Genomic DNA, 26,358 nt, shown 5'->3' with positions numbered 1-26,358 from the left:
CTTAAGGTGTCTCTCTCAGAGGATCATGAAGGATGATGACGGGCATTGACTTAGGGGTGACCATGAATCCATATACTTTACCATCCTTGTCCTTATACGCTACAGAATAATCTCCGAACTGGGGTGAGAATTCGACGTTTTGGTATTCAAGATCAAGGTCCTGGTATTTCAGGCTCACATACAGGTTGGTGGCGATCCTTGCTGTCAGATGTTGTACAGTGGAAATCCGGTTGGCTACTATTATGAGGATGATTGCGAAACAGAGTAACATGACTTTCTTTGTCCTGGACAATCTGATCATTCATCAAGCCCCCTTTCATTTCTCATAACTACTATACTCGTATACTCACTATTATATACCTATTCACTGAACCATGACAAAAGAGCTACTCTAATGAGGTGTGTCTAAATACCCATTTTTAGCAGCTCTTTTTAAAGTTTATATAGAATTCAAATACAACCTACCATTTATAATACCCACAGATATTTATCCTACTAAACAACTGTTTAACCCACCCAGGCCAGACCAACAAACGTTTTCACGTACTAATCAAACGTTTGTTTAGTTGTCTAACATCTCAGTAAGACGGGAAATTTGGCTGTGGAGTTCGTCGATTGGAACGAAACGTGCTTTTCTGAACATCTCCTTACCGTCTACAAATACGATGATGACAGGCACGGTGAAGATGGAAAATTCTCCTGCTATTTCCGGGATTTCTTCTGCATCGGCATGGATGGATTTCACAGATTCGAAATCCTTCAACATCTCTTCCACCTGGGGCAGGAGTGCGTGACATACAGAACAACCTGGCCTTGATATGTATAGTAGTACCACCTTCTCAGCTTCGAGCTTTTCACGAAGTGCTTTTAGTGAATGGACTTCTTCCATTTTACGGCCTCCTTTCTTTCTATTAGTGTATTGCTCTGGTAAATGATCACCCTGTCCCACCTTGATAAACATACACCTTTCCGTTGGAGGGTCTCCTGAACGACGGCCCGGTAAATCCCCGCTTTCGTAATTCTTTTCTCATAAATATCATGATTCCGCCATGACCTACGATGAGCACATCCTTCCCTTCATGGACGACCCTATCGACCACCACACGGATCCTCTCTTCGATTTCCCGCTTGTTTTCAGGCTGGGAACGATGATTGAACCACCAGGCGAGCCTGATGGATGCCATATGAAGAAAGAGCGGCAGCTTTATGTCAGACCGGAAGATGGGAGATAATCTGATTTCCCTCAGTTCCTTGAGAAAGGTGATTTCTCCTTCATAAACCGCTTCAGCCGTTATTTGTGCCCTGGATAAGTCACTGGAGTAGCAGCCTTCCCAATCAATATCTTTAAGATCAACTTCATTGCCTTCTACGTCCGAGGCATCATACTCTTCCACCCACTTCATCAGCTCATCACTCGTTACATATGAAGCCGGGTAGCCCCTCGTTACTTTAAAGTGCCTTATGAGACCAATCTTCATACACATCCCCTCCCCCATCCATTATACTAGTTTATGGAAGAGAAAAGGCATGCGCTTTGGACGCATGCCTTCTTTTTGATCATCCCAGGGAAACGTCCAGAATCATCATCACGACGAAACCGAGCATCAGTCCCAATGTAGCCAAGTCCGTACTTCCTGAAGATTGTGACTCAGGTATCAGTTCTTCAACGACGACGAATATCATCGCTCCTGCCGCAAAAGCAAGGGCATAAGGCAGGAGGGGCTGCACCATCAAGACTGCAGCAGCACCGATCACAGCGGCTATCGGCTCTACGATGGCTGACAGCTGACCGTAATGGAAGGATTTCAAACGGGACATTCCCTCTCCCCTTAGCGGGATGGAAAGAGCAGCCCCTTCAGGCATATTCTGGATCCCGATTCCAATGGCAAGACCAATGGCCCCCACTAACGTTGCATCCCCGAGGCCAAGTGAGGCAGCACCGAAGGCAACCCCGATGGCAAGACCTTCCGGAATATTATGGAGGGTGATCGCAAGGAATAATAAGGTCGATTTCTTGAATTTAGTTGGAGGTCCTTCCGCATCTTCCGATTCATTGCCCAAATGTAAATGCGGTACGACAAAATCTAAAAGTCTAATGAATACACCACCAAGTAAAAAACCGATGGCAGGTGCAAGCCATGGGATTTGACCGTTTTGCTCACTGAATTCAATTGAAGGCGCAAGCAGTGACCAGAACGATGCTGCTATCATGACTCCTGCGGCAAACCCGAGCATCATGTTCAACGTATGCTTTTCAATTTTCGTAAAGAAAAACACCGTGGCTGCTCCAAGGGCCGTCAGCCCCCATGTCACCAGACCGCCGAACAGTGCCTGCATCGTGGGATTAAATCCACTTAACCAGTCTATGAACATACGAACCACTCTCCTCCGATCAAACATTTTGAATACTACCATCTTGCATCAAGGAAACTTTCTTTGTCAAAGGAAATGTCATACTACCTATTTACCAGAGCCCATCATTTTTCTATGTATATGTCATTCGTTTCAAATGGTGTATGTATCGTTTATACTTTCCCTCCTTACCTAAGGGCTATACAAAAAAAACGCCCCTGCCTTGAAGACAGGAACGTGCTTCCTATTCGTCCCTTATGGCTGTTTTCCATAAAATAAGGTTCAGGACGAATAGAAGGATGAGATAGCCCGGGATACCGAATAGAATCTGCAGGGCCAGGTAATGGAGGCCGAAGAACACCCCTACAATGAGATAGAACGGCAGCACCTTCCAGCTGTCACTTTGCTGAACTCCTTCAAAACTTTCAGAAAAAGGTAACGATCCTCTCATCAGTCCCAGACAGATCACGGTAAAGATACAGGCGCTAATAAATACGATGATGATTTCAGGGATCACGCGGTACCCAAACAGGATGATGAAGACAATGCTTATGATGGCATAAAGCGGAAGGAATAGTTTCATAAGGAATGCCTTCAATGTCCCTTTGTAAATGGCCGCCCTGCCTGAGACAGGCGCTACTTTATATATCCAGGATCCCTTGTATTTACCTGAATAGCTTAGCATCATCACGACTGTCGGTATAACGATGAAACTTGAATAGATCGATAGGTACATGCTTGAAGTCAGGAGGTCTTCCCTTGTCCCATCCATCAATCCATTGAAGATGAAAATGAACGGCATGATGATGGCAAACCCAAGGGCGGGATACACCTTCAGCTTAAATTCCCTTTCATTTTTCATCATATAATGGGCGAACCGGTAAAATGCCCGCTCTTCATTCGACTTGGCGAGTACCTTCATGAGTCCATCCCCGAACCGGAAACGGGCTTTCTTCTTCTTACCGCCATGGGAGGATAATTTCTGAAGATTCTTCTCAAATGTCGGCAAAGCTTTCACATAAACGATAAGAGCCAGGAATGGAACCAGTACAGCTGTACATGAGAGAACCAGGATCATCGTCTCGTGATTACCGTTCAGGAACCATTCAAACGGAGCTCCGAACCAGATGGGAGGCAGAAAAATATTCCACCAATCCGGTGTAAAAGAAATCGTCAAATCCACAAATTCGAAGGAACGAGCCACAACCTGATATCCCACTGCAAGTCCGATAGATAATCCGATTTGCACATAGTTGATGATGTCCTTCAGTTTTTCCCCATCAAAGTATTGGAGGATGAAATAATAGAGCATGGCCGTAAACACAACGATGAAGATATTCATCAGGATGATCCCTGCCAGGAAAAGCAGAAAGAAGGAAAGACCCTGATTGATCAAGCCGACGACCAGCGGAATGGCGGTCAGGGAGCCTGTCAGGAAAAACAGATAAATAAACACGTGAAGCGTTTTAGCCAGGCTGATGGTTTTCCTTTCAACCGGCTTGGTAAAGAGAATCGTATGATCCCGGATGTCCAGTATGACGACTGAGAAATCTGAAATCATTGATGTCATGACGATGAAAATGAGCACGGTAAAGGTGATGCTCATCTGAAAAATATATTGATCTCCCATTACAATGAAAGGGATGACGAATAATCCAAACAGCGCATACACCCAGAGGGATTTAATAAAACGGTTTTCATCCTTCCCTTTCTTCCTGCCTTGTTGCTGGAATATCGTAGGCACACGTCTTTGATCCATTGTCAGCTTGACTTGAAGGATTCTTCTCAACAACCGGTAATCGAATCCAAGCCTTCTAAACAATCCTTGAAACCAATCCAGAAACAACAGGGTACGAAATTCCTTCATCACCCTACACCTCTTGCACAACAGAAACAATTTCCGCTGCCGTTTCTTTATGCTCATTGAATCCGGTTAATTGGTTGAAGATTTCCTCCAGGGATCCTTCCATATTCTGATTCTTTAAATCTTCAAAACTGCCATCCGCCACGATTTGCCCGTTATGCAGCAGAATGATCCGGTTACTGATCTTTTCCACCACATCCATGATGTGAGAGGAGTAGAAGATGGTTTTCCCCTCTGCGGCAAGCTTGGCGAGAAGCTCTTTGAAAATCATGACTGAGTTGGCATCCAATCCATTGATGGGCTCATCCAAAAATAAAACATCGGGATTATGTAATAAACTCGAGATGATCAGAATCTTCTGCTTCATCCCTTTTGAATAAGAGGCGATCCTTGACTCATACACTTCCGAAAGTCCAAACAACCGGGTGAGTCTCTCCGCTTTCTCCCCCGCCTTTTTTTGTTCCATTCCATATAGTTCCCCCATGAATGTGAGGTACTCTTCTGCCGTGAGGTTATCATAAAGATCCGCCATCTCAGGCACATAGCCGATCCGTTTCTTATATTCTACAGAACTATGGGATATATCTTCACCGAAGAGCGTCACCTGGCCCGAGTACCCTTCTTCAAGGCCGAGGATGATCTTGACCGTCGTACTTTTCCCAGCACCATTCGGACCGATATAGCCGATGATCTGTCCTTCATACACATCCAGCCGGACACCCTTCAACACTTCCTTACTCCCAAAATTCTTCTTCAAATCCCTTATCGACAAAACCGGTACACGTCCGTCCATAACAATCCCCTTTTTTCTTTAGATATGCCTATATGCTAACATAAATTCCATTTTATGGTCAGGATATGCGAAATATCACTAAACTTATTCCTGTTAAAATATTTTCATTTCCCCCCTTCCCAAACTGGCAGAACTTGTTATATACTTTAACTGTATTAAGACACGTAGTACACTACATACAGTCGGGAGGGTGGATATGTTTGAGCTTGATTTAAGAAGTCGTAAACCCATCTATGAACAATTAGTCGAAAAACTAAAAGAATTAATCATTAATGAAGTGCTGAAGCCGGATGAACAATTGCCTTCCGTTCGTGCCCTGGCACAGCAACTGACCATAAATCCAAACACAATCCAAAAAGCCTACAGGGAACTCGAATCTCAACGATTCATTTATTCTGTGAAAGGACGGGGTAGCTTTGTCAATCCTTCAAGTCACATTCAAAACGCGGAGAAAATCATGAAAGTAAAAGAAGAGTTGTCTAAACTTTTGTCTGAGGCCCTTTACTTAGGGATCACAACGGAAGACTTAAAGCAGATGATTGCAGAAATCGAGGCAACGGTTGGGGGTAATCAAACTGATGATCGAGATTAAATCCATAAACAAAGCCTTTGAAGGCACAGAAATCATACATGACATCTCTTTCTCTGTTCAAAAAGGTTCGATCTATGGCCTGCTCGGATCGAACGGTGCAGGAAAGACCACATTACTGAAAACCATTGCAGGAGTATTGAAGCCTGATAGTGGAGAGGTGTCCGTTAACACCCAGCCTGTCTATGAAAATATCCCGACGAAAGAGACGTTGTTCTTCATCCCTGATCAACCGTTTTTCTTCGCTCATTATTCATTGACTCAAATGGCGCGTTTTTACCAGAACACGTATAGCCGTTGGAATGAAGAACGCTTTCAATTATTGCGCACTTTATTCGGGATTGACTCCAATAAGAACCTTCATAAATTTTCTAAAGGGGTTCAAAGGCAGGCGGCGTTTATCCTCGCCCTGGCCACTCAACCCGACGTCCTGATCCTGGATGAACCGATGGACGGCCTTGATCCCGTTGTCAGGAAAAAAGCCAAAAGCGTCCTGATTTCAGAAGTGGCCAACCGGGACATGACCATTATCATCTCTTCTCATAATCTCCGGGAAGTGGAGGATATTTGTGATCATATCGGCATTTTGCATGAAGGGGAATTTTTGCTGGAGAAGGAACTCGATGATTTAAAGTCCGGCATTCACAAAGTACAGCTGGCATTCAAAGGGGATATCCCCGGGCAGCTCTTTAGTGATCTTGAAATCCTGCACAACGAAACGAGGGGAAGCGTGTCCCTCTGTATCGTCCGCGGTGAGGAGCAACGGGTGAGAAGCTTGATTCAGTCCTACCATCCGGTCATTTTCGACTTATTGCCCCTGACACTTGAAGAAATTTTCGTTTATGAAATGGAGGACGTCGGATATGCCATCCAAAACATCATGGATCAATAAAGAAATCATCGTTCAAAGCCTGAGGAATGTTGGATGGGTCGGCATCGTCTACTTTATCGGACTTCTCTTTTCTCTACCTGTCGACATCATCGGACAATTATCAAGGGATCCTCAATCGTACCCGGTTGCGATTTATGAAAATTTGTTTAAAATGCAATACCCGATCCAAATAGGTTTATTGCTAGTCATCCCGGTCATTCTATCTTTGTTCCTATTTCGTTATCTGCATGTGAAACAGGCTGGGGACTTCATGCACAGCCTACCGATCACCCGCAGAAAATTGTTTTTCCATTTTACCGGGACGGGGTTTGGGATCCTCATCCTGCCGGTTGTATTGAATACCGTAATTGTCCTTTCCCTTTATTCATTCACGGATCTTCAACAATATGTAGGGGTTCAGGATATTTTTGCCTGGTGCGGCATTACGATACTCATGAGTGTGCTCCTGTTCACAGCCTCTACCTTCGTTGCCATGATAACGGGACTGACTGCCGTGCAGGGTGCACTGACTTACATCCTGCTCCTATTGCCTGCAGGAATGTTTATGCTTGTTTGCTACAGTTTGAAAAATCTATTATTCGGATTCCCCGAGGACTATTTCTTTAATGTACAAATTGAGAAATACTCCCCGCTCATCAAAACGGTCTACCTTGAGAACAATCTCCTGTCCGGTACAGATGTCTTGTTATTCATCTTGATCACTCTCGTATTCTATAGTTTCTCATATGTGTTATACAAAATGAGAAAAGTGGAGGCTGCCTCCCAGGCGATTGTCTATCCTTTCTTGAGACCGTTGTTTAAATACGGTATCTCCTTCTGCTTCATGCTGGTCGGCGGGATGTACTTCGAAGGCATTTATCAGTCTGATGGCTGGACCTTATTCGGATATTTCTTCGGTTCACTCATCGGGTACTACATCGGTGAAATGATTTTGCAGAAACATTGGAGAGTATTCCGTCAATGGAAGGGTTACGCAGGATTCGCCATCGTCATTGCCCTTCTCGGGTTCATCATTCAGTTCGACGTGTTTCACTATGAACAGAAGGTGCCCGAATTGGCAGATGTAGAGAAAGTTCATGTCAGTCAGAGCTATTACTCCCTGACGGACAACCCTGAGAATCTGATTAAAGATCCTTTTATGACAGATCCGAAAGCGATTGAAGCCGTCCTGGATCTTCATGAAGCGATTGTGGATCATCAGCGTGATAAGAATGAAGCAACTGAGAAAAACGAGCAGATCTTTCTCTATTACAAAATGAAGGACGGCAGTAAAATCGTACGGAATTACCTGATCGATATTGAAGATGTGAAATCTCAGTATGCATCTCTTTATGAAAGCAAGAATTACAAAGAGAAAACTCAACAGCTTTTCGGTGTGGACTCAGATAAAGTCGACAAACTCACCATTTATAACGAGATGGGGAATAAACCTGCCATCACCGTAGCAGACCCCGCTGATATCAAGGAAGCCATCGATATCCTGAAAGAAGAAACGTACGATGATTCCTTTGAGGATCGTGACAAAATCAATCTTTATAATGTTGAATTCCTCATGTCCAAAGACAATTGGGCAAATACCGGCGTTAAAAAGAACGATAAGAAGTTTATTGCATGGCTCGAGGCTAAAGGATTCTTAAAAGATCTTAAGATGACGGCATCTGATATCGAGTGGATGTACGTGACGCAGCCACTTGATTACACCGATCCTTTCCCTCAACCGGTGGAAGAGGCGGTCCTCCAGTTAAAGAAAGAAAATAAGGGAATCGAAGTGAAAGATACGGAACAGATCGAATCCATCATGAATGATCTTGTATACGATCATATGACCAGTTCGTACACCGTCATCATCAAATACAAAAACCACGGATCCATCCAAACTTTCGGGTTACAAAAGGAAGATGCCCCTTCCTTTATCAAAAGAGAACTGAACGATTGAATAAAGAAAGTTGAGGTGACCCTATGGACACACTAAATACATCATCATCTCCTCTGACGATAGAGGAGGTGTATGAACAATATCACAAGCTGATTTATCACATCGCTTACAACATAACGAAGGACGTTCATTTATCACAGGATGTCAGCCAGGAAACCTTCCTGAAAGCTTATATCAAAATGGATACCCTTGAAGACCCGGCAAAAATCAAATCATGGCTCACCACGATTGCAAAATGTACAGCCATCGACATCATCCGTCAACGATCCAGGCGCAATGAAACCTGCATAGAAGAGCACGAAGAATTCCATTCCATAGAGGATCACCGCTCCCTGGAAGATGAAATCGATGCCCGCTTCCTTAAAAGCAGCATCCAGGATCATATCACGTCCCTTCCACTCACTCAGCAGGAAGTCATGGCACTGAAAGTCACGGAAGACTTGAGTGACAGTGAAATCGCCACAAAGCTGAACCTGCCCCCTTCCACCGTGAAAACCCGTTTTCACCGGGCAAGGAAGCAATTGTATACAATCGTTCAAACGAAAATATCGGCATAAGAAAAGGAGCCTTGGTGAGAAGGCTCCTTTTTAGTTAATGATAATAAGATGTATATAAATTATTGGTTTTTAGGAATTCTAACCCAAATGATTGACAGCCCTTCCAATAGGTTTCAAAATAGAAGAATAAGTCATTCTCAAAGGGAGAGTTTATGGACACTCATTCGTCTCATTTATATGAATACTTAACCCACCACGCCATAGATTTCACAGAAGACTGGCTGAGATTTCAGAATATTAAAACCGGATCTCACTATTCTCCGGATTCTCCGCCTGAGGTTCTGAATAAAGTCAAAGAACAAAATTCCAATTATGTAAAGGTCATTGCAAGATGTCTATTACTTTCAGATGAGGAATCAAAAGAATTGATCTCTGACTGGACGAAGGAAACGGCCACCGATCGAAGCAAATCCAGTACGACCCTTGATGAAGTCGTGCGAAACTCAGGTATTTTCAGAAGGGTGTATTGGACGTATGTCGAAAGATTCGTCGAAGATCACTCTGAACTACACATCCAATTGAAAGAGGTATTTGAGTGGGAGCGCAAGATTAACTTCGCCCTGGATTATGTGCTGGAAACGTTCACTTCGACATTCCTTGGGATCTTAATGAATAGGCTTCAGGCTCAGTCCACATTGATCCAGGAATTAAGTACACCTGTCATTTCTTTAACCTCTGAAGTTGGGCTGCTTCCGATCATTGGGGATATTGATACAACCCGTGCCCGAATGATCATGGACTCGACCCTTCAGCAAAGTGCTGATGCCCATCTGTCCATGCTGATCATCGACTTGTCCGGAGTCGTATTGGTGGACACCATGGTGGCACAGCAGATCTTCCGCCTCATTGATGCCTTGAACTTGCTGGGAGTCAAATCCGTCATCACGGGTATCCGGCCTGAAGTCGCCCAGACAGCGATCCACCTCGGACTTGATTTCTCCACCATCCATACTGAAAATTCCCTGGAACGGATCATCGCCGAAGTCATCCAGGAAAACAGCAGCTTTTTGCACATGTAAGTAGCGAACGAAAGAAAAGACTGATCCAATCCAAGGTGTGGCCGATGGATTGAATCAGTCTTTTTATTTTATGAAAAATGATGGGAAGCGTTGTAACTGGCCTTCACCATGTATTCATGCTGAAGAAGTTTCACTTCAAACAGGGTGATCGGATCGAAATATCGTTCCGGATTGGCTTTCATTTTCTTCAGTGCTTGCTGATCGGCTGCAATCTCCGCTTCCGTATCCTTGATCGTTACCTCCAGCTGCTTGAACGGGTCAGCGAAGAATGACTGAACATCCTGCTGCAGGGATTTCTCGAACAGATCAAACTGAAGGAAGAACTTCTGGACAACGGAGGCCGTAATATCCTGATAATCTTCGTTCTCCAGATAACGCTTGTACTGGTTGTATAATAATGACTTATTCTGCGGCAGGACCCCAAGTAGCTTTCCAGCGCTTTTCAGAAGGAACTGAGCCGGTTTAAACCGTAACAGGATATTCTCTTTGTCGATCTGTGCCCTCGTTCCCATTCTGCTGACGTCTCTGCGCCAATCATCAACCACTTGGAAATCGCATTGTAAAACGACTTTATCCTTCCCGAATAGACCGTTGAACGTTTCACTCATTTCATTCAAGTAGTCCTGGCTGTCCTGCAGTTCCTGTTTTGAAAAGGCAAGCCACTCCTCAAGGGACGTGACGTAACGAGGCATGAGATCGTCCTGGATGTACTCCTGGATCCTTGTGTTCATCGCATCATTTAATTCTGTGTGGATTTGTTTGAAATCACTTTCTTCGCTGATCAATTCCGAGCAGCCGCTGAGTATGGCAGGAATTTTTTCAGAGATTTCCTTCTTCATGGCTTCCTTCTTTTGATGGAAGGAATCCTTGATGATGGACACCTTATCGCTTTGCATGTCTCCCAAGTAGTTCTCGAATCCGTTTAGACGGGTGAGGATGTCCTCATTTTTTTCAATCGTTTCCTTTAAATCATTTTCATGATTCTTACGCTTCGAGTATAGATCCCTTAACGTTTTCCTCACTAAATAAAATAATTTGCTTCCACGCTCTCCCTTAAGGGCACCGCTCTTCACCTGATAATGCTCCCTGAGGAACGTCTCCACATCTTTACGCTGAAGATGAACGGCTTCAAGGGACGAGTAAGGCAGCACCTCCGCATCCGGGAACCATTCACGGGCTTTGTTCCGTGCAGATTCAATGATTTCTTCCGTTCTCTCGGTGTGGGATACTTTATCCATCTTATTTAATAAGAAATGTACGTTCACAGGCTGTCCGATTTCCGCTAATTTCCGTAGGGTCTGACGGTCTTCTGCATTAAACGGGGCATCGGCATTCAAGACATACAATAACCCGTCGGCTGCAGGATAAAAGGCAGTCAGATCGTCAAGCTTCCTCTTACCCGTTTGAACATCGATGAGGGCCGTTCCATTTTTCTTAAGGAACTCTGATGGAAGCTTATACTCGACAAAGGCTTCACGCTGCATCAACTCTTCGAAGTCTGCGATGCTTTCCACCTGATGAAGACCTTGATCATGGATCTCCTTCACTTCCACCTGCTGATCATGATAGCTGTAGATGATCGTTGATTCTTCAGCTTCTCCGACACTTTCACCCAGGACGGATTGAACGAAGGAAGACTTCCCGCTCGATGCACTTCCCGCAATCAATAGATGATGTTCACTCAGATCCATCAACTGCTCTGCGATCCACTGGGTTTTGTATCCGACAGGCGCTTCATTCCGTTCCGCCCACTGAATGATTTTATTCAAGAACAGAATGATGTCTTCAAACCGGGCCTGATAAGCATTTTCCTCCAGGAGGATCATCTCCGCTTCTTCCGTCACCATTGGTTCGATGCTGTAGGAAAAGACATCGTTCCAGGCCAAAACGGCTGCTGCCGGAAATAGCGGCTCTTGATCCCTGCTCACCTTCAACCAATTCGTCAACATACTTGGCATGAAGCCTTCAAGGTCTTTCACAAGGTAATCACCTTCAAGGAAGCCGATATATGCCTCTTTAAAGTGAGAAAGAATGTCCTGCCAAGAATCGTTCGGAAGGATCTCGACATATTCAAAGATCGTATTCACCGTCAGCATCCATTCGATATGGGCAGCGGAGTGGCCTCTGTAACTCGCCCAGAGACTGGATACGAGATCCTTGAATTGTTTACGGTCTTTTTCATACACTGCGATCAATAAATCATAGAAATAATCCGGAGCAAATGACCTTGTGTACCCTTGATCACCATACTCTCTCAAAATCATGAACCATGCAGGTTCCCTCGTCCGGATGGATTCCTTCACCGCCAGTTCCACTGCTTTATTCCAGTCCCCCTGCTCCTCATAAAAAGTCCTTGCGAGTTCAGTGACGTTCGGATAATCCGGTTCGATCGATAATGCTTTCTCGATCGTGTGATAGGCCGATTGGATCTTATTCCTCTCGATGTAGAGGGAGAATAGCTGCAGGGACACCTCCATGGTCAGCATCGTACTATCGGTTTGGATGGCTGTGTATACATCTTCGGCTGAAGACAGCATCCCGAGCTCATAGTAAGAATCCGCAATGTTCTTCTTAGCCCATGGCTCCAGTTCGTTCAGGATGCTTTCCCATTTGAAGATGGCTGCTTCATAGTCCCTGCTGTGAAAGTAAACCTCCCCTTGGGCATAGCGGATGTAAGTTAAATCATACGGTTCGTTTTGCTGTTCTTCGACAAATGCTCCTCCAAGTACTTCTATTGGATGACGGTTCGTGTCCTGATCTACTAAAAAAGTTCGATAAAATGACTTCTCCATCAGTAATTTTTCTTCTGTCATAATGTCCTCCGTTATATGTGGGCCTCCTTTGCCGGAAGCCTCACAGACTTGTCTATTTCTCTCATTCTAACAGAATTTCAGAGGGGATAAAATTTCATTTCCTTTTCATTTTCCGATTGATACTTTCTGCCGTGATTCAATGGAATTACTTCTATTACAGAAGAAAGGACTATCCATTACGAAAGGCTTTGCTCCCCCTCCAAAATAGATAGTCCTTTATACTTACCACTATTATTCTCCCATCAAACTATGTGGAAGTCTGATGGACAAGCTTTTTTTGTTTCCTGCCTTCAAAAATCGCCACTACGAGGGCAATGAGTAAAAACAGACTGGAAATTTGGAATAGTACACCCGTCTCGACATACTGAGCCAGCACGCCGAATACTAAGCCGCTCAACCCGATACCCAGATCGATGGAAGAGAAAAACATGCCGTTCGCTACTCCACGTCTATGATCCGGCGTCATGGACAATGTCCAGGATTGAAGGGTCGGGATGAGTGAACCGAATCCAACTCCGAAAAGAAGACCGGCGACGACGATCAGTAAATCGGAATGGGCGAAAGACAGTGCCCACATACCGATAAACGTCACGACGATACAGAATAGCACAAGCCCCTTTGGTCCCCGTTCATCAAACCACTTCCCTGCTATCGGTCTGGATAGGGACGCCATGATCGCGTTACATAAATAGAACAGGAAGATATGCTGTATTCCGCGTTCTTCCCCGAAGATAACGATGAATGTTACGATCGATCCGTATCCAAATGTCACCATGATGGTAATGAAAGCCGGGAACCAGCTGGATTTTTCGACTAATGAACCAAGATAGGAAAACTTCAAATCTTCTTTCTTCGTTTCTTTGACCACTTTAGGCGTCTGATAATGAACGATTCCCAATAAGAAGATCGCGATGACACCAAGTACACTTGATGTGATGATCAGATTCGTGAAGGTCGTCACCTGGAATAAATAGATTCCGAGACTCGGGGCGATGATCATCCCGATCGTAATCGACAAGCCGTAATACCCCATCCCTTCTCCCAATCGGGATTTAGGCACCACATCGACGGCTGCCGTTCCGTTGACCGTCGTGGACCAGCCCCAAGCAAGTCCGTGGACAAAACGGAATAATAGAAAGATGAAGACCACACTCGACAATGGATAAATCACCGTAATCGCGAGTAATGAGATCACCCCTATCAAGACAAGGGGCTTCCTGTCCCTGTATTCCAGCATAAACCCAATGAACGGCCGGCTCAACACAGCCCCGATTGAAAACAGCGTCGTCACCAATCCAATCTCAAGCCCTGAAGCCCCGATCGATTTAATATAAGGAGGAAGCGTCGGAATCAACATCTGAAACGACATAAACACAAACAAATTCCCCACCATCAACATAATAAAAGACCTCGTCCATAAAGGATCCTTCACCTTCATAAACAAACCTCCCTTCCCATCTATCAAACCCCACCAGCAGATGGGGATATTATTTCGGATTACTAAATAATAGCACATAAAACACAATTGCGATACGAATTAAAACAACGGAAATGTGTAAGTTTTTAACAGAATGCAAATAGTAACATTGAGAATAGATTCATTATTATATAGAAAATAATTCTACACTCTTTTTTGGCTTATTCCGGGTAGAGAAGGACAACCGAAAGAGCAAATGAATTTGCTCCTTTCGGTTGTCCTTCCCTACCCGGCCTTTCAGCGCACGCTGAAAGGCGAGTGAAACGGACGTTTCACTCGAATAAGCCAAAAAAAGCATGAACACTTACTTAGGTTCAAAGTCATAATCCATTCAATTATTCAGCTAATTCCCATACTTTTATTGAAAACACAAAGAATTATACTATAATAACAACATGGCCAAACTTTCTGAATTATCTTATTTGCGCGGCCACTCATACATATTTACTTTTTGCTCCTTATAAATAGACAACCATGAATGGAGGTCATTCTTTGAAGTATACGTTACGCCCATTAGGCGACCACGCCGTCGTCATCCAATTAGGCAGCTCGATCCAACAAGAAACGCACGACCTGGTGAAAGCGGTAACAAATCTAATCGAAACCCAATCATTCGACTGGCTGGTAGAATATATCCCGGCCTTCACAACCGTCACACTCTATTACGACCCGATCAAACTCACCGATTCTCACAAACCCTTTCAAAACACACTTCCATACACGGTCGTCTGTTCTGAAATTGAAAACATGCTTTCAACCCTGAAAACCGGAGAAAAAGGAGAAGCAAGAATCATCGATATCCCCGTTTGCTACGGCGGAGAATTCGGGCCTGACCTTGAAGAAGTCGCCAACCATCATCAGTTATCCACTGAGGAAGTCATCACCAAACACATGAACGGGGACTATCTCGTATACATGATCGGCTTCGCACCAGGATTCCCTTATATCGGCGGCATGTCTCCGGAAATCGCGACACCGAGAAGAAAATCCCCACGTCTGAAAATACCGGCAGGCTCAGTTGGAATAGCAGGGGAACAAACAGGGGTATACCCCATCGAAACACCCGGTGGATGGCAGCTGATCGGCCGTACACCCCTAAAACTGTTCCAGCCTGATAAAAACGACTCACCGAGCCTGCTGAAAGCCGGGGACCGGATACGCTTCACACCGATTTCACTTGAAGAATATAAAGCATTGGAGGAGGAACAATGATTACTATAATCAAACCGGGCCTCCTGACAACCATCCAGGATTTAGGAAGGTACGGATATCAAAAGTACGGCGTCATCGTGAGTGGAAGCATGGATCCCCTCGCCCACAAAATTGCGAACCTTCTCGTCGGCAACGAAGTGGACGAGGCAACCCTGGAAATCACCTTGATGGGACCTGTCCTTGAATTTAAGGAAACTTCCCTGATCTCGATCTGCGGGGGAGATTTATCTCCGACGATTGACGGGAAGCCCGTTCCTTTAAGGAGATCCCTCTTGATCAAAGCCGGAAGCACCCTTAAGTTTGGAGCATGCACGAATGGCTGCCGCAGTTATCTTGCTGTTGCAGGAGGTTTTCGTGTCGAAAAAGTCATGAACAGCAGGTCCACATATGTAAGGGCGGGAATCGGAGGATTGGAAGGTCGTCCCCTACAGGCGGGCGATACATTGGAAGCGGGACCGATCAACAAAGAATCAGCCAATATGATCGACTATTTACTTCCCTATATCGAGAAGAGTGACTTCACGGAAATAGACTGGTCGATATCATCCGAATTCATTTCCTCCTATCACCAGAAGAAAGTCATTCGGGTCATCCCTGGAACGGAGTACGATTTATTTTCCGAAGAGAGCCGCGAACAGTTTTTCAATCAGCCATTTAAAGTATCTTCCCAATCAGACAGGATGGGATACCGTCTTGAAGGTCCGTCCCTCTATCTTGATGAGGAATTCGATATGGTATCGGAAGCAGTGGTGTTTGGAACGATTCAAGTTCCGTCAAATGGTCAGCCGATCATTCTGCTCGCTGACCGGCAAACGACGGGAGGCTATCCGAGGATAGGATACATTGCATCCGTTGATCTTCCCCTCATTGCTCAAACGAAGCCGGGGGAATCCATTACATTCACCATGATCTCCCATGAAAAGGCGCAGGAGCTTTACATAGATCGTGAGCGCCAATTAAACCATTTGAGGCAAGGAATCGCCTTGAAATTTAACTCTTAGTTCACAACAAAGGAGAGAACCCCTTGAAGAAAAAATCAAATTTCAGCCTATTACTGGGAGCAGCGTTCCTGATGGCGACCTCCGCCATCGGACCGGGCTTCCTGACTCAAACAACCGTCTTTACTGAAAAGCTGGCCGCAAGCTTTGGTTTCGTCATATTAATTTCCATCCTAATCGATATTGGCGCCCAGCTGAATATTTGGCGTATCATTGCCATTTCTGAAAAAAGGGCTCAGGATATCGCAAATGATGTCCTTCCTGGATTAGGGTATTTCCTTGCCATCCTCATCGTGGCAGGAGGCCTTGCCTTTAACATCGGGAATATCGCCGGAGCCGGACTTGGTACGAATGTCCTATTCGGGATTCCACCTGAAATGGGCGCATTGTTCAGCGGAATCGTCGCAGTCGGGATCTTCCTGGTAAAGGAAGCGGGCAGATTGATGGACAAATTCGCTCAAATCCTGGGATTATTGATGATCATCCTTACGGTATATGTCATGTTTACTGCCAATCCACCTGTCGGCGAAGCCGTAACGAAAACATTCGCTCCCGACACCATCGATTTTCTCGCGATCATCACCCTGGTCGGCGGGACCGTCGGTGGATACATCACCTTTGCCGGGGGGCATCGATTATTAGAGGCTGGGATAACAGGGAAAAAAGCCCTTCCTGAAATCACAAAAAGCTCCGTATCAGCCATCGGAATCGCGTCCATCATGCGAATCTTTCTATTCCTCGCCGCGTTAGGGATTGTTGCTCAAGGGTTTGCATTAGACCCAAAGAACCCACCTGCGTCCGTATTCCAGCTGGCTGCCGGTGATATCGGGTACAAGATGTTCGGAATCGTCATGTGGTCTGCCGCTGTTTCATCCGTTGTCGGGGCAGCCTATACGTCGGTATCCTTCATCCGTACATTCAGCCCGCTCCTTGAGAAATATCATAAGTGGCTGATCGTCGGTTTCATTACGATCTCAACACTTGTTTTCGTGATTGTCGGTAAACCGGTTGCCATCTTGATCCTGGTCGGATCCCTCAATGGATTGATCCTGCCGATCGCCCTCGGTGTCATGCTGATTGCCGCCCATAAAACAAAAATCGTCGGTGACTACAAGCACCCGATCTGGATGACCGTATTCGGTGTGCTGATTGTCGTGGCCATGTCTTATATGGGTGTCTACTCGTTGATCCAAGGCATCCCTCAATTGTTTAGTTAAACAAAAATGGAAAGACCTCGGGTCCCTTTGAGGAGATCGAGGTCTTTTTGTGTGGGCTGACTTTTTTGTGTACCAGGTACATTCTGAACTTTTTGTACCTGGTACAATCCAATATTCTTGTACCTGGTATAATCCCAATAAATTGTACCAGGTACATTACTTTTCAAGACATAGAAAAAAAGAGACCGCTCCGGCCTCTTATTTCTGAATAATATTCTTCACCCGTCCAACCTGTCCATCTGCTAATCGGACTTTGATGCCGTGTGGGTGATTGGGGGAATTCGTTAGTATATCTTTCACGACCCCCCGAGTCAGTTTGTCTGTGCGCTGGTCTTTTTTCAGGACGATGTCCACTTCAAGACCCGGTTTTATATTGGAACGCTGTTGTCCGTTCATTGTATTCTCCATTTCTCAAAAAAATTTCTGGATTCGTCCAGTACTAGTCTTCATCCTTCACATCAATATCTTCAGGGATCGGTTCACTTAGATATTCTGCGAGCTGTCGTTTCATTTTCTCCATTTGCTCAAGATGCTGATTGAATTGATCCCGGTATAGTAAATACTGTTCTCCATCGTGGACTGCCCGAATCTTCCTTTGCTGCACGAGGCTTTCAATATACGATTCGGGGAGGGACAGATATTCGGCTGTTTCTTTAATGGTGAGATACATGGTGATCATCCCTCACTTTTCATTCAACTAACTCGATCTTCGCAACGGCTTCACAGTGCATGGTCTGTGGAAACATATCGACCGGCTGCACCTCCGTTGTTTTATACCCGCCGTCTTCCAATATTCTTAGATCCCGGGCAAGGGTTGCCGGGTTGCAGGATACATAGACCACCCGCTTCGGCTTCATGGCAAGGATTGTGTTCAGAAGGGCTTCATCACAGCCCTTTCGCGGAGGGTCCACGACAAGGACGTCCGCTTTGATCCCTTCCTTATACCAATCGGGGATGACCACTTCCGCAGGTCCCGCTTTGAATTCCACATTTGTCATATCATTCAATTCCGCATTTTGCTTCGCATCTTCTATCGCCTGTGGAACGATTTCCACCCCGTATACCTTCTTCGCCTTTTGAGCGAGGAATAAGGAGATCGTACCGATTCCGCAATACGCATCGATGACCGTTTCTTCTCCCTGCAAATCGGCATACTCCAACGCTTTATCATAAAGCACCTTCGTCTGCTCCGGGTTCACCTGATAGAAGGATCTTGCTGAGATCGCAAACTTCACGTCACCGATATAATCGTGGATCACTTCTTCCCCCCATAGGACTTGGGTTGTATCGCCCATGATCACGTTTGTCCGTTTAGGGTTCACGTTATGGACGACCGATTTCAAGCCTTCTATGTTTTCGATAAGTGCATCCACCATCGCCTTCTTATGTGGAAGCTCAGGCGTCCGCGTGACCAATACCACCATCACCTCACCCGTCGCATATGCCGTCCGGGTCATAATATGGCGGAGAGTCCCTTTATGATTCTTCTCATCATAGGGACGGACCTCCAATTTTCCACATACATCCTTCACATGCTGGATCACTTCATCATTTTTTTCATATTGAATGATGCATTTGTCCATATCGATGATCTCATGACTGCGCTTTTGATAGAATCCTGCTACAAACCGTCCGTCCTTTTCCCCTACAGGAACCTGGGCTTTATTGCGGTAGCGCCATGGTTCTTCCATTCCAAGGACCGGATGTACAGGGACATCCTGAAGTTTTCCGATACGCTGCATGACGTCCCTTACATTCTTTTCTTTCGCTTTCAGCTGGCCTTCATACGTCATATGCTGGATCTGGCAGCCTCCGCATTCCCTGTAGATCGGACAAGGAGGCTCCTGACGAAACGGACTTTCTTTCGTGCGTTCTGACAGTCGGCCGAACCCGTATCCTTTACTCGTTTTCACGACTTTGACCCGGCCTTCTTCCCCGGGCAGGGCATTGGGGACGAATAACGGGTATCCGTCGACCTTTGTGACTCCATTGCCGTCATGGGTCAAATCCTCGAATACGGCTTCATCTATATAATCATTTTTTTGAACGGGTGCTTTTTTACTCACGTATATCTTCCTTTACGAATTCCTTTTTAAGACTCTACTGATTGTACCATAAATGGATAAGGAGAATGAAATGGATGGAGGTCCGTCCCTCTCTATGAAAAAAAAGCATCGAAGGGCCGATGCTTTTTGAGTTCAGGAGGAGGCGGATTCTTCCCTGTCTGCGGACTGGATGGATTCGATTGCCTGTTTCAGATAAAGTTCGAAGGCTTCACCCTTTTCGACACGGGTCTCTCCGAGGGATTCCATGATGCACTTGAAATTATCGATGAGATGATCGGATTTCATGCCCCTGCTCACAAGCACGCTGTTCAGCCAGAGGGCATAATCGGAAAACACCTTCGATTCACCTACATCGGCAGCAGACTCCAGGTAATTGAAGTGATGGATATTATCTTCATAGCATTTCTTCCGGCCGGCTTCTCCAAACTTTTCATCCAATTCCGGGTATCGATCGTATAGTTTCACAACGGCTTCATCTATAACATGTTTATACTTATTTTCCATCAGTACGCCACCACTTTATACCGGTCAATGGACGGGATGATGGAGGCCAATTCCTGATCAGGGTATTTCTTTTCCAGATCATGAATCCGCTTATAGTCTTCACTTTGTACCCATTTCATGAAATCTTCTTTCGTATCCCACTCCATATGGACGGTGATCTCTCCCGGCTTTTTCTCATTTTGCAGCAGGAGGAACCGTTGGAATCCGTCTGCTTTGTCTACCAGACCTGAACGGGTATGATAGATTGATATGACTTCCTCTGCCTTCTCATCAGGCACTACAAATGTTGAATGTACGATATACATGATATTCTCCTTCTCACCGGCACATAATCAGACATGCTTTTTATTCACTGTAACACAGTCAGGGAGTGCCGGGGTATACAAAATTTAACAGGCTGTAAAGGAAAGAGACACAATGTACATTTTCTTGTTAGGATGTAAAAACTTACCGCGTTTTATCCGATCTACAAAGGGTACAATGGTATGTGCAACAATTCTAGAAAGAGAAGGTAGATAAATATGAACCAAGACTTCTTAGTAAACCTTATCCTTGTAGGGAATGTTTTTCTTGGAGTGTTATTCGCTCTCAAGTCAAGAAGGTGGTGGCTACCCTATATACTGATCGGACTCACCTTTTTAACCTTGACCTTTGGATTCGGGATATCCCTTTTGCTGAATAAAGAATCGATCCTTGCTTATTTATTTGTGTTCGTCGTCGGGCAACTCATATGGGTCTTTGCCTTTGTGATTGTCGCCCATCTTTTGTCCTGGATCGTCCGGAAGGTTCCTTTCCGTCATAAACAACAGATCGGATGGGGCTTTTTGATCGGATTTCCATTGACGTTTTTTGTGTTTTTACTTATCAACTGAGGAAGCTTTTTATGGCTTTTCCGAAGTGATTCATGGAAACATATATAGATTAAAGGGCTGTTTTCGTAAACATTGTTGCTTTTAAAGTAGCGAGTAGTAGTTGATTTCCGCTCCAGGTGCTCGCTTTCCGCGGGGCGTGAGTTGAGCCTCCTCGGGCGATGCCCTGTGGGGTCTCAACTTTCCCGCGTTTCCCGCAGGAGCTATTCCTGTGAGGTGAGAATTCATCTATTGCATAAAAAAAGACCCTCCGTTATGATGCAGGTGCTAACCAATCGCTCATAACTAAGGAGGATCTTCACATGCATGATAATCGAAATCAACGTATTAATCAAATTTCTGAAACTACACTGGTTGTTGGTATTGACATAGCGAAGCGGAATCATTACGCCTGTGCCGTAGATGAGCGTGGACGTGAACTCAAGAAAAGCTTTGTCATTCGCCAATCCCTTCAAGGATTTGAAAGCTTTTACGCTACTATCCTAAAGCTAATAAGTATTCATAATAAAAAGGAAGTCATCATTGGTTTTGAGCCTACCGGCCATTACTGGATGAATCTCGCAGCTTTTCTAACAGATCATGGCATTCCATATGTCCTTGTCAATCCTCTTCACGTTAAACAAACCAAAGAGCTAGACGATAACCTACAGAGTAAAAATGATCTGAAAGATGCCCGGGTCATCGCAAAAATGATGCCACAAGGATATTACAGTATGCCAAGGGAAATGACTCAAATCGATTCTGAACTTCGTCGGGGGACGGCCTATCGAGTCCGTTTAAAAGAAGAATCGGCCTCTATTCAAAACCGCATCCGACGATGGATCGACCTTTACTTCCCTGAGTTCGCTTCCGTCATCAAAGGTCTTGGAAAACAGGCTCAAGCTATCTTAAAATATGCCCCTTTACCAGAAGATCTTGTGATCTTCTCGCCTGAAGAGCTGATTGACTTTCTTCAGACAAAGGGTGTTCGCTATCTGTCAAAGAATAAAGTAGAGCGACTCCTTCAAGTGGCAGAGCAGTCTATAGGATTGAAAGACAGTCCTGAAATGGCACGCATGGAAATCAGAATGTTGCTTGACCAGTTATTCATGTATGAATCACAGATCCAAGAGCTTACTGAAAACCTTGTCACCCTTGCCCGCCAATTGCCTGACTTTGATTACCTAACATCGATTCCCGGAATTAGTGAAACAACCGTATTGGAGCTACTCTCCGAGACAGGTTCACTCAAACGTTACAAGGATCCACGCCAATTATTTAAACTCGCGGGATTAACACTGGTAACGAATTCTTCTGGTGAATCAAAGGGTAGAAAAAGAATATCTAAGCGAGGGCGAAGAAGGCTTCGAGCTTTATTGTACAAAGCAGTGTTCCCTTTACTACACTCAAACTCGGCGTTTCGAGCACTTTATGACTACTACAGCAATGATCGCGAGAAACCAGTAACGAAAAAAGAAGCACTTGTGATTCTGTGTCGTAAATTACTTCAAATTTGTCACGGACTCAGCCATTATGAAACGACCTTTGATTTAGAGCGCATGATGCGAGATATGCCTTTCCTCTCTCATCTCAAAGCAGCCTAACTATTTGAATTAGAACGTAGTTCTTCTACAACCCAGACACTGAGAAGCCGGCCCATACACGACTTTCGACGATCTACTGATCAGTCCATGCAGGAGCATACGCTGGCCTCTGCGTTAGGGAAAGACCCAACGAAGGAATGTAGGCACTCGATGCCAGGAGATATGGGAGGGTAAGTCTACCTAAACAAGCAGAGATCAAAAGTGCCCATCACTGAATATAAGGGAGACCCTTCCAGTCTCTTAACGCAACGCGTAAGCGTAAATCCCTTTATTTTGAACAAATAAGAAAAAAAGGGAATGCGTTTATCTAATATGATATTTAAAAAATTTTTAAAAGAGAATAAACCGGTTGTAAGCCCTGATATAATAACCTTTCCCGAGGGAGTCGAGCACCTTCCGCTCCAATCAACTGAGATCTTTACAAGAATAATTACTGTCACTGTTTTTTATTATATAGCTCTGTCACGACAAACTTATATAGAGGGAGAGGGGAACTGCGTAGACTCCTGCGGAAAACGGGCGTGGCGAGACCCCGAAGCGAATTTTGCTGAGGAGGCTCGGCCGAACGTCCGCGGAAAGCGGAGCAGTTCCCCTCTCCCTCTTGCAAACACTCAATGACAGAGCACTTGCAAACCATAATCAATGTAAACAAAAAAAGGAATGCCGTAACCCCAACGGCATTCCTTTTTATCATTCTGCTTTATCTTCCGGCCGGATCTTATCAAGTGGGACGAAGACTTGCAGGTGACGATACAGGTTTTCGAATTCGGCAGGAAGGACCCCTCCCAGCTCGCCGTCCACATTCAGCTGCACCTTTTCTTTCGCCTTGATCTTAATCCGATTCGCTTGTGTGTAAATGACGTTCGGATCATTCACATGCTCTCCACGTACTGCCAGGGAAGCAATGCGGATAAATTCTGCCAGATTCGTTTTCTTCAGAATCAGGAGTGAAAATAAACCGTCATTGATCGAAGCATCGGGAGCCAGTTTCTCGAAGCCGCCGACGGAATTGGTCAATCCGATGAGGAAAAGCATCGCTTGTCCTTCAAACAGCTTTCCATCATATTCGATCGATACATCCGTCGGTTTAATAGAAGGAAGCATTTCAATGCCCTTCAGATAATAAGCAAGCTGCCCCATCATGGTTTTAAGCTTACTCGGTACTTCATAGGTCAATTCAGTGATTCTTCCCCCACCCGCGATATTGATGAAATAGCGCTCATTCATGCGTCCAATATCGACTGGGATCGTTTCACCCTTCGTAATCACATCAATGGCCGAGCTGATATCCTTTGGAATGTGCAGGGCACGGGCGAAGTCATTCGTTGTCCCCATCGGAACAATCCCCAGCTTCGGCCGGTAGTCCTGTTCAGCTAATCCATTCACGACTTCATTTAACGTACCGTCCCCACCTGCAGCGACGACGATATCATATTTGCGTTCAACAGCGATCCGTGCCGCTTCGGTTGCATCCCCTTCACAAATGGTGGCGTGTACAGATGTTTCATATCCTGCCTGCTCCAATTTGATTAATACTTCAGCGAGGTGTTTTTTAAAAAGCTCCCGCCCCGAAGTCGGATTGTATATTATTCTTGCTCGTTTCATACCCATCATCCTAATCTGTATTGATTAAAAAAACTCGTCCATGTATATACCATCTTTTAACATCATATACCAATTTAATTTATTCATGCAAAATATGTTCAAAAGGCAGGATTTTTCAAATCGTCCACCGGTCAATATCATAACTCTTTTCATAGGAAAAATCTAATGAAATATGAATTTTCCCACGCCTGATGGGAGCCGGATCCATGATTGTCAGAAAGAATTCATAAATGGAGAGTTATACTGGGAGGGAAGCAAAAAAATAACCGTACAGAATATCACCCTGATATTCTGTACGGTTATGGGAATAGATGTATGTTCCGTTTTTGCAAAAAATGGATGGATTCGTCAAGGGACTTCATATCAAAATGATAGACTTCCCCAATGATGTCTTTCCACTTATCCAGATCCTTCATTTGATACTCCCGGATATTCCGGTAGGTCATGACCTTCAACGTCCGATTACGGAGAAAATAACACTGGTTCCCCTGGAAGCGGACGGCGGTGATTCTTCTCATGGTGATGTTGTCATCGGAATCCAGATAGGACGCCTGTATGTCCCTCTCCAGGTCTTCTTCTTCTAGCGGTATCCACTCTATGGTCTTTTTTACAAACGTCTTCCCGTTCGAACGGCGATCGACTTCGAACTCACGGATGTCCTTCTGGGTAAAGATGATTTCCTCTCCAAATCCGTGAAGCAGATGTTTCTGTCTCGCCTCGAGCTCCACAGGCTTCATGATGGGAGAACCATAACCGACATCGACATACAGCTTACGGTTATCAATCGAAATCATCAGTCCCAGGTGTCCCGGGTTCACTCTGACAAATTGACAATGGAAGCCTAGTTTTTTCAGCAACCTTCCAAAATTAATATTCAGCGTAAAGCACGTTCCTCCCCACCCTTTCAGATGGAGATTTTCCGCAAATGTCTCCAACGAGGGGACAAAGGAGCCACCCTCTGAGAAATAATAAAATTTACTGAATGTCTCATAGGGAATCCGTATCAGATGCTGTTGGATCAACCGCTGTAAGTAGTTCAACGTAGGGGGCTCGATATCCATATTTAAATAGTTCACATATTTTTTTACTGCTTCCAATCCGATCACTCTTTCTACTTTTTCATCAGGCAGACTGTAAACTGGTGCTGAAGAGTAAACTCATGGAGGGAATCGTGACGTCTGGATAAGAAGGTATGTAATGACTGCAGTAATCCTTCTATCTCCGTATCCTCTAAATGAGAGAGCAAGGAAAGGGATCCTACGCGCTCGCACCAGGACTGTATGGTGAAATCGACCATATAGTAAAATGTATAAAAATCTTTGATCGTAAAGTCGGCTTGCTGCCATTCTAACAACCATTCCACGGGAAATCCATTTACTTGATTGCCCGGATCAGCTTTTCCTTCCGGGGTTTCACCGATATATTCATGTAAAAACGTCATCGTATCCTTTACGAGTTCCTGATTTGGAAGGAAGCTTGAATCGCTTACAATGAACGTTCCTTTCTCCTTCAAAATCCGCTTCATTTCATGTATCGCTTTCGGGCGATCGAATAAATGCCAGCTTCTATGACTCATCGTGATATCGTAGTAGTGATCTGGCAGATTCGTTGATTCTGCAGTGCCGGTCAGATAAGGGATCTCGAGGTATTGCCTGCTTTCCAATGCCTTGGCCGTTTTCCTCAGGTCAATAGAAGGTTCGACTCCGATCACTTCGGCTCCACGCTTATGAAGCTTTCGTGTCAGGGCTCCGGTACCTGCACCAATTTCAGCCACTTTCCTTCCTTCCCACACGATTCCTCTTACCTTCAACGTATCAAAAAATTGATGCGGAATATCATCACAAGACGCAGCGTAACGGGAGGTCACATTACCAAAATTCACTTCCATTCACTCTCTTCCCCTATCATAATTGATTTTCACTCTGCTGAACGTTACGATTTCATGTCAACTCCATCACAACCGCCTGCACTAAGAGCCTTCCTACATACTACATTCTGTATGCCAAGGGGAA

26 protein-coding genes are annotated in these 26,358 nt (G+C 44.9%); 10 read left to right on the top strand and 16 right to left on the bottom strand.

What is annotated here, in order from left to right; genetic code table 11:
- Position 1 precedes the first annotated feature (1 nt).
- The 6 genes from P8596_RS02105 to P8596_RS02080 form a co-directional block, all read right to left on the bottom strand.
- Positions 2 to 301, bottom strand: coding sequence for a hypothetical protein (locus P8596_RS02105; RefSeq protein WP_034760911.1), 300 nt, complete (start codon positions 299 to 301; stop codon positions 2 to 4).
- A gap of 261 nt (positions 302 to 562) precedes the next feature.
- Positions 563 to 889, bottom strand: coding sequence for a thioredoxin family protein (locus tag P8596_RS02100; protein ID WP_224521545.1), 327 nt, complete (start codon positions 887 to 889; stop codon positions 563 to 565).
- A 46-nt stretch (positions 890 to 935) separates the two neighbouring features.
- The gene (locus P8596_RS02095; protein WP_224521546.1) at positions 936 to 1,478 is read right to left on the bottom strand and encodes a histidine phosphatase family protein; all 543 of its coding nucleotides are present in this window, start codon (positions 1,476 to 1,478) and stop codon (positions 936 to 938) included.
- 79 nt (positions 1,479 to 1,557) lie between these two features.
- Positions 1,558 to 2,373, bottom strand: a complete 816-nt coding sequence (locus P8596_RS02090) for a ZIP family metal transporter (RefSeq protein ID WP_034760906.1) — start codon at positions 2,371 to 2,373, stop codon at positions 1,558 to 1,560.
- A 223-nt stretch (positions 2,374 to 2,596) separates the two neighbouring features.
- Positions 2,597 to 4,219, bottom strand: a complete 1,623-nt coding sequence (locus P8596_RS02085; RefSeq protein ID WP_279725695.1) for a hypothetical protein — start codon at positions 4,217 to 4,219, stop codon at positions 2,597 to 2,599.
- A 4-nt stretch (positions 4,220 to 4,223) separates the two neighbouring features.
- On the bottom strand, positions 4,224 to 5,009 hold the full coding sequence (locus P8596_RS02080) for an ABC transporter ATP-binding protein (RefSeq protein ID WP_159361107.1): 786 nt from the start codon (positions 5,007 to 5,009) through the stop codon (positions 4,224 to 4,226).
- 196 nt (positions 5,010 to 5,205) lie between these two features.
- Here P8596_RS02080 and P8596_RS02075 point away from each other — a divergent pair, with 196 nt between their 5' ends.
- From P8596_RS02075 to P8596_RS02055, 5 genes are all read left to right on the top strand, one after another.
- On the top strand, positions 5,206 to 5,601 hold the full coding sequence (locus P8596_RS02075) for a GntR family transcriptional regulator (RefSeq protein WP_159361106.1): 396 nt from the start codon (positions 5,206 to 5,208) through the stop codon (positions 5,599 to 5,601).
- A complete protein-coding gene (locus tag P8596_RS02070) occupies positions 5,588 to 6,490 on the top strand; it encodes an ABC transporter ATP-binding protein (protein WP_279725692.1) in 903 nt (300 codons plus the stop codon). The genes P8596_RS02075 and P8596_RS02070 overlap by 14 nt, the downstream gene beginning before the upstream one ends.
- A complete protein-coding gene (locus P8596_RS02065) occupies positions 6,462 to 8,426 on the top strand; it encodes a DUF6449 domain-containing protein (protein WP_279725689.1) in 1,965 nt (654 codons plus the stop codon). Before P8596_RS02070 ends, P8596_RS02065 begins: the two co-directional genes overlap by 29 nt.
- A 23-nt stretch (positions 8,427 to 8,449) precedes the next feature.
- Entirely contained in the window at positions 8,450 to 8,983 is a 534-nt protein-coding gene (locus P8596_RS02060; protein ID WP_159361103.1) for an RNA polymerase sigma factor, read from the top strand.
- A 152-nt stretch (positions 8,984 to 9,135) separates the two neighbouring features.
- Positions 9,136 to 10,002, top strand: a complete 867-nt coding sequence (locus P8596_RS02055; RefSeq protein WP_159361102.1) for an STAS domain-containing protein — start codon at positions 9,136 to 9,138, stop codon at positions 10,000 to 10,002.
- 68 nt (positions 10,003 to 10,070) lie between these two features.
- Here the strand turns inward: P8596_RS02055 and P8596_RS02050 are convergent, their stop codons facing one another.
- Together P8596_RS02050 and P8596_RS02045 are read right to left on the bottom strand one after the other, a co-directional pair.
- On the bottom strand, positions 10,071 to 12,815 hold the full coding sequence (locus P8596_RS02050; RefSeq protein WP_159361101.1) for a GTP-binding protein: 2,745 nt from the start codon (positions 12,813 to 12,815) through the stop codon (positions 10,071 to 10,073).
- Positions 12,816 to 13,062: 247 nt separating this feature from the next.
- The gene (locus P8596_RS02045) at positions 13,063 to 14,253 is read right to left on the bottom strand and encodes an MFS transporter (RefSeq protein ID WP_279725687.1); all 1,191 of its coding nucleotides are present in this window, start codon (positions 14,251 to 14,253) and stop codon (positions 13,063 to 13,065) included.
- Positions 14,254 to 14,784: 531 nt separating this feature from the next.
- On the opposite strand from P8596_RS02045, the gene pxpB reads away from it, so the two are divergent.
- From pxpB to P8596_RS02030, 3 genes are all read left to right on the top strand, one after another.
- Entirely contained in the window at positions 14,785 to 15,504 is a 720-nt protein-coding gene (gene pxpB, locus P8596_RS02040; RefSeq protein ID WP_279725684.1) for a 5-oxoprolinase subunit PxpB, read from the top strand.
- Complete coding sequence (locus P8596_RS02035) at positions 15,501 to 16,505, top strand: 5-oxoprolinase subunit C family protein (RefSeq protein ID WP_279725681.1); 1,005 nt, start codon at positions 15,501 to 15,503, stop codon at positions 16,503 to 16,505. The genes pxpB and P8596_RS02035 overlap by 4 nt, the downstream gene beginning before the upstream one ends.
- A gap of 71 nt (positions 16,506 to 16,576) precedes the next feature.
- A complete protein-coding gene (locus P8596_RS02030; protein ID WP_279726950.1) occupies positions 16,577 to 17,719 on the top strand; it encodes an NRAMP family divalent metal transporter in 1,143 nt (380 codons plus the stop codon).
- 198 nt (positions 17,720 to 17,917) lie between these two features.
- Here P8596_RS02030 and P8596_RS02025 read toward each other — a convergent pair whose 3' ends face one another.
- The 5 genes from P8596_RS02025 to P8596_RS02005 all read right to left on the bottom strand — a co-directional run bounded on the left by P8596_RS02025 (position 17,918) and on the right by P8596_RS02005 (position 20,594).
- Positions 17,918 to 18,115, bottom strand: coding sequence for a YwbE family protein (locus tag P8596_RS02025; protein WP_279725678.1), 198 nt, complete (start codon positions 18,113 to 18,115; stop codon positions 17,918 to 17,920).
- Positions 18,116 to 18,158: 43 nt separating this feature from the next.
- On the bottom strand, positions 18,159 to 18,389 hold the full coding sequence (locus P8596_RS02020) for an excisionase family DNA-binding protein (RefSeq protein WP_034760887.1): 231 nt from the start codon (positions 18,387 to 18,389) through the stop codon (positions 18,159 to 18,161).
- 19 nt (positions 18,390 to 18,408) lie between these two features.
- Positions 18,409 to 19,785 (bottom strand): 23S rRNA (uracil(1939)-C(5))-methyltransferase RlmD, encoded by a 1,377-nt coding sequence (rlmD, locus tag P8596_RS02015; RefSeq protein ID WP_279725675.1) that lies wholly within the window; start codon positions 19,783 to 19,785, stop codon positions 18,409 to 18,411.
- A 132-nt stretch (positions 19,786 to 19,917) separates the two neighbouring features.
- Positions 19,918 to 20,289, bottom strand: coding sequence for a hypothetical protein (locus tag P8596_RS02010; RefSeq protein ID WP_279725672.1), 372 nt, complete (start codon positions 20,287 to 20,289; stop codon positions 19,918 to 19,920).
- Positions 20,289 to 20,594, bottom strand: a complete 306-nt coding sequence (locus P8596_RS02005) for an antibiotic biosynthesis monooxygenase family protein (RefSeq protein ID WP_061810367.1) — start codon at positions 20,592 to 20,594, stop codon at positions 20,289 to 20,291. Before P8596_RS02005 ends, P8596_RS02010 begins: the two co-directional genes overlap by 1 nt.
- Positions 20,595 to 20,810: 216 nt before the next feature.
- Between P8596_RS02005 and P8596_RS02000 the strand changes: the two genes are divergently transcribed.
- Both P8596_RS02000 and P8596_RS01995 read left to right on the top strand, forming a co-directional pair.
- Positions 20,811 to 21,161 (top strand): hypothetical protein, encoded by a 351-nt coding sequence (locus P8596_RS02000; protein ID WP_279725670.1) that lies wholly within the window; start codon positions 20,811 to 20,813, stop codon positions 21,159 to 21,161.
- Positions 21,162 to 21,460: 299 nt separating this feature from the next.
- A complete protein-coding gene (locus P8596_RS01995; protein WP_279724108.1) occupies positions 21,461 to 22,741 on the top strand; it encodes an IS110 family RNA-guided transposase in 1,281 nt (426 codons plus the stop codon).
- Between the two features lie 690 nt (positions 22,742 to 23,431).
- On the opposite strand, the gene P8596_RS01990 is transcribed toward P8596_RS01995, so the two are convergent.
- The 3 genes from P8596_RS01990 to P8596_RS01980 all read right to left on the bottom strand — a co-directional run bounded on the left by P8596_RS01990 (position 23,432) and on the right by P8596_RS01980 (position 26,234).
- Positions 23,432 to 24,346, bottom strand: coding sequence for a diacylglycerol kinase (locus P8596_RS01990; protein ID WP_034760879.1), 915 nt, complete (start codon positions 24,344 to 24,346; stop codon positions 23,432 to 23,434).
- Between the two features lie 299 nt (positions 24,347 to 24,645).
- Positions 24,646 to 25,443, bottom strand: coding sequence for an arylamine N-acetyltransferase (locus P8596_RS01985; protein WP_224521563.1), 798 nt, complete (start codon positions 25,441 to 25,443; stop codon positions 24,646 to 24,648).
- 14 nt (positions 25,444 to 25,457) lie between these two features.
- Positions 25,458 to 26,234, bottom strand: a complete 777-nt coding sequence (locus P8596_RS01980; protein ID WP_254652852.1) for a class I SAM-dependent methyltransferase — start codon at positions 26,232 to 26,234, stop codon at positions 25,458 to 25,460.
- Positions 26,235 to 26,358: the final 124 nt, after the last annotated feature.

Origin of the sequence: Rossellomorea sp. DA94 (assembly GCF_029834455.1) — a bacterium.
GTDB classification, from domain to species: domain Bacteria; phylum Bacillota; class Bacilli; order Bacillales; family Bacillaceae_B; genus Rossellomorea; species Rossellomorea vietnamensis.
This window is presented reverse-complemented; position numbering and strand designations above follow the sequence as displayed.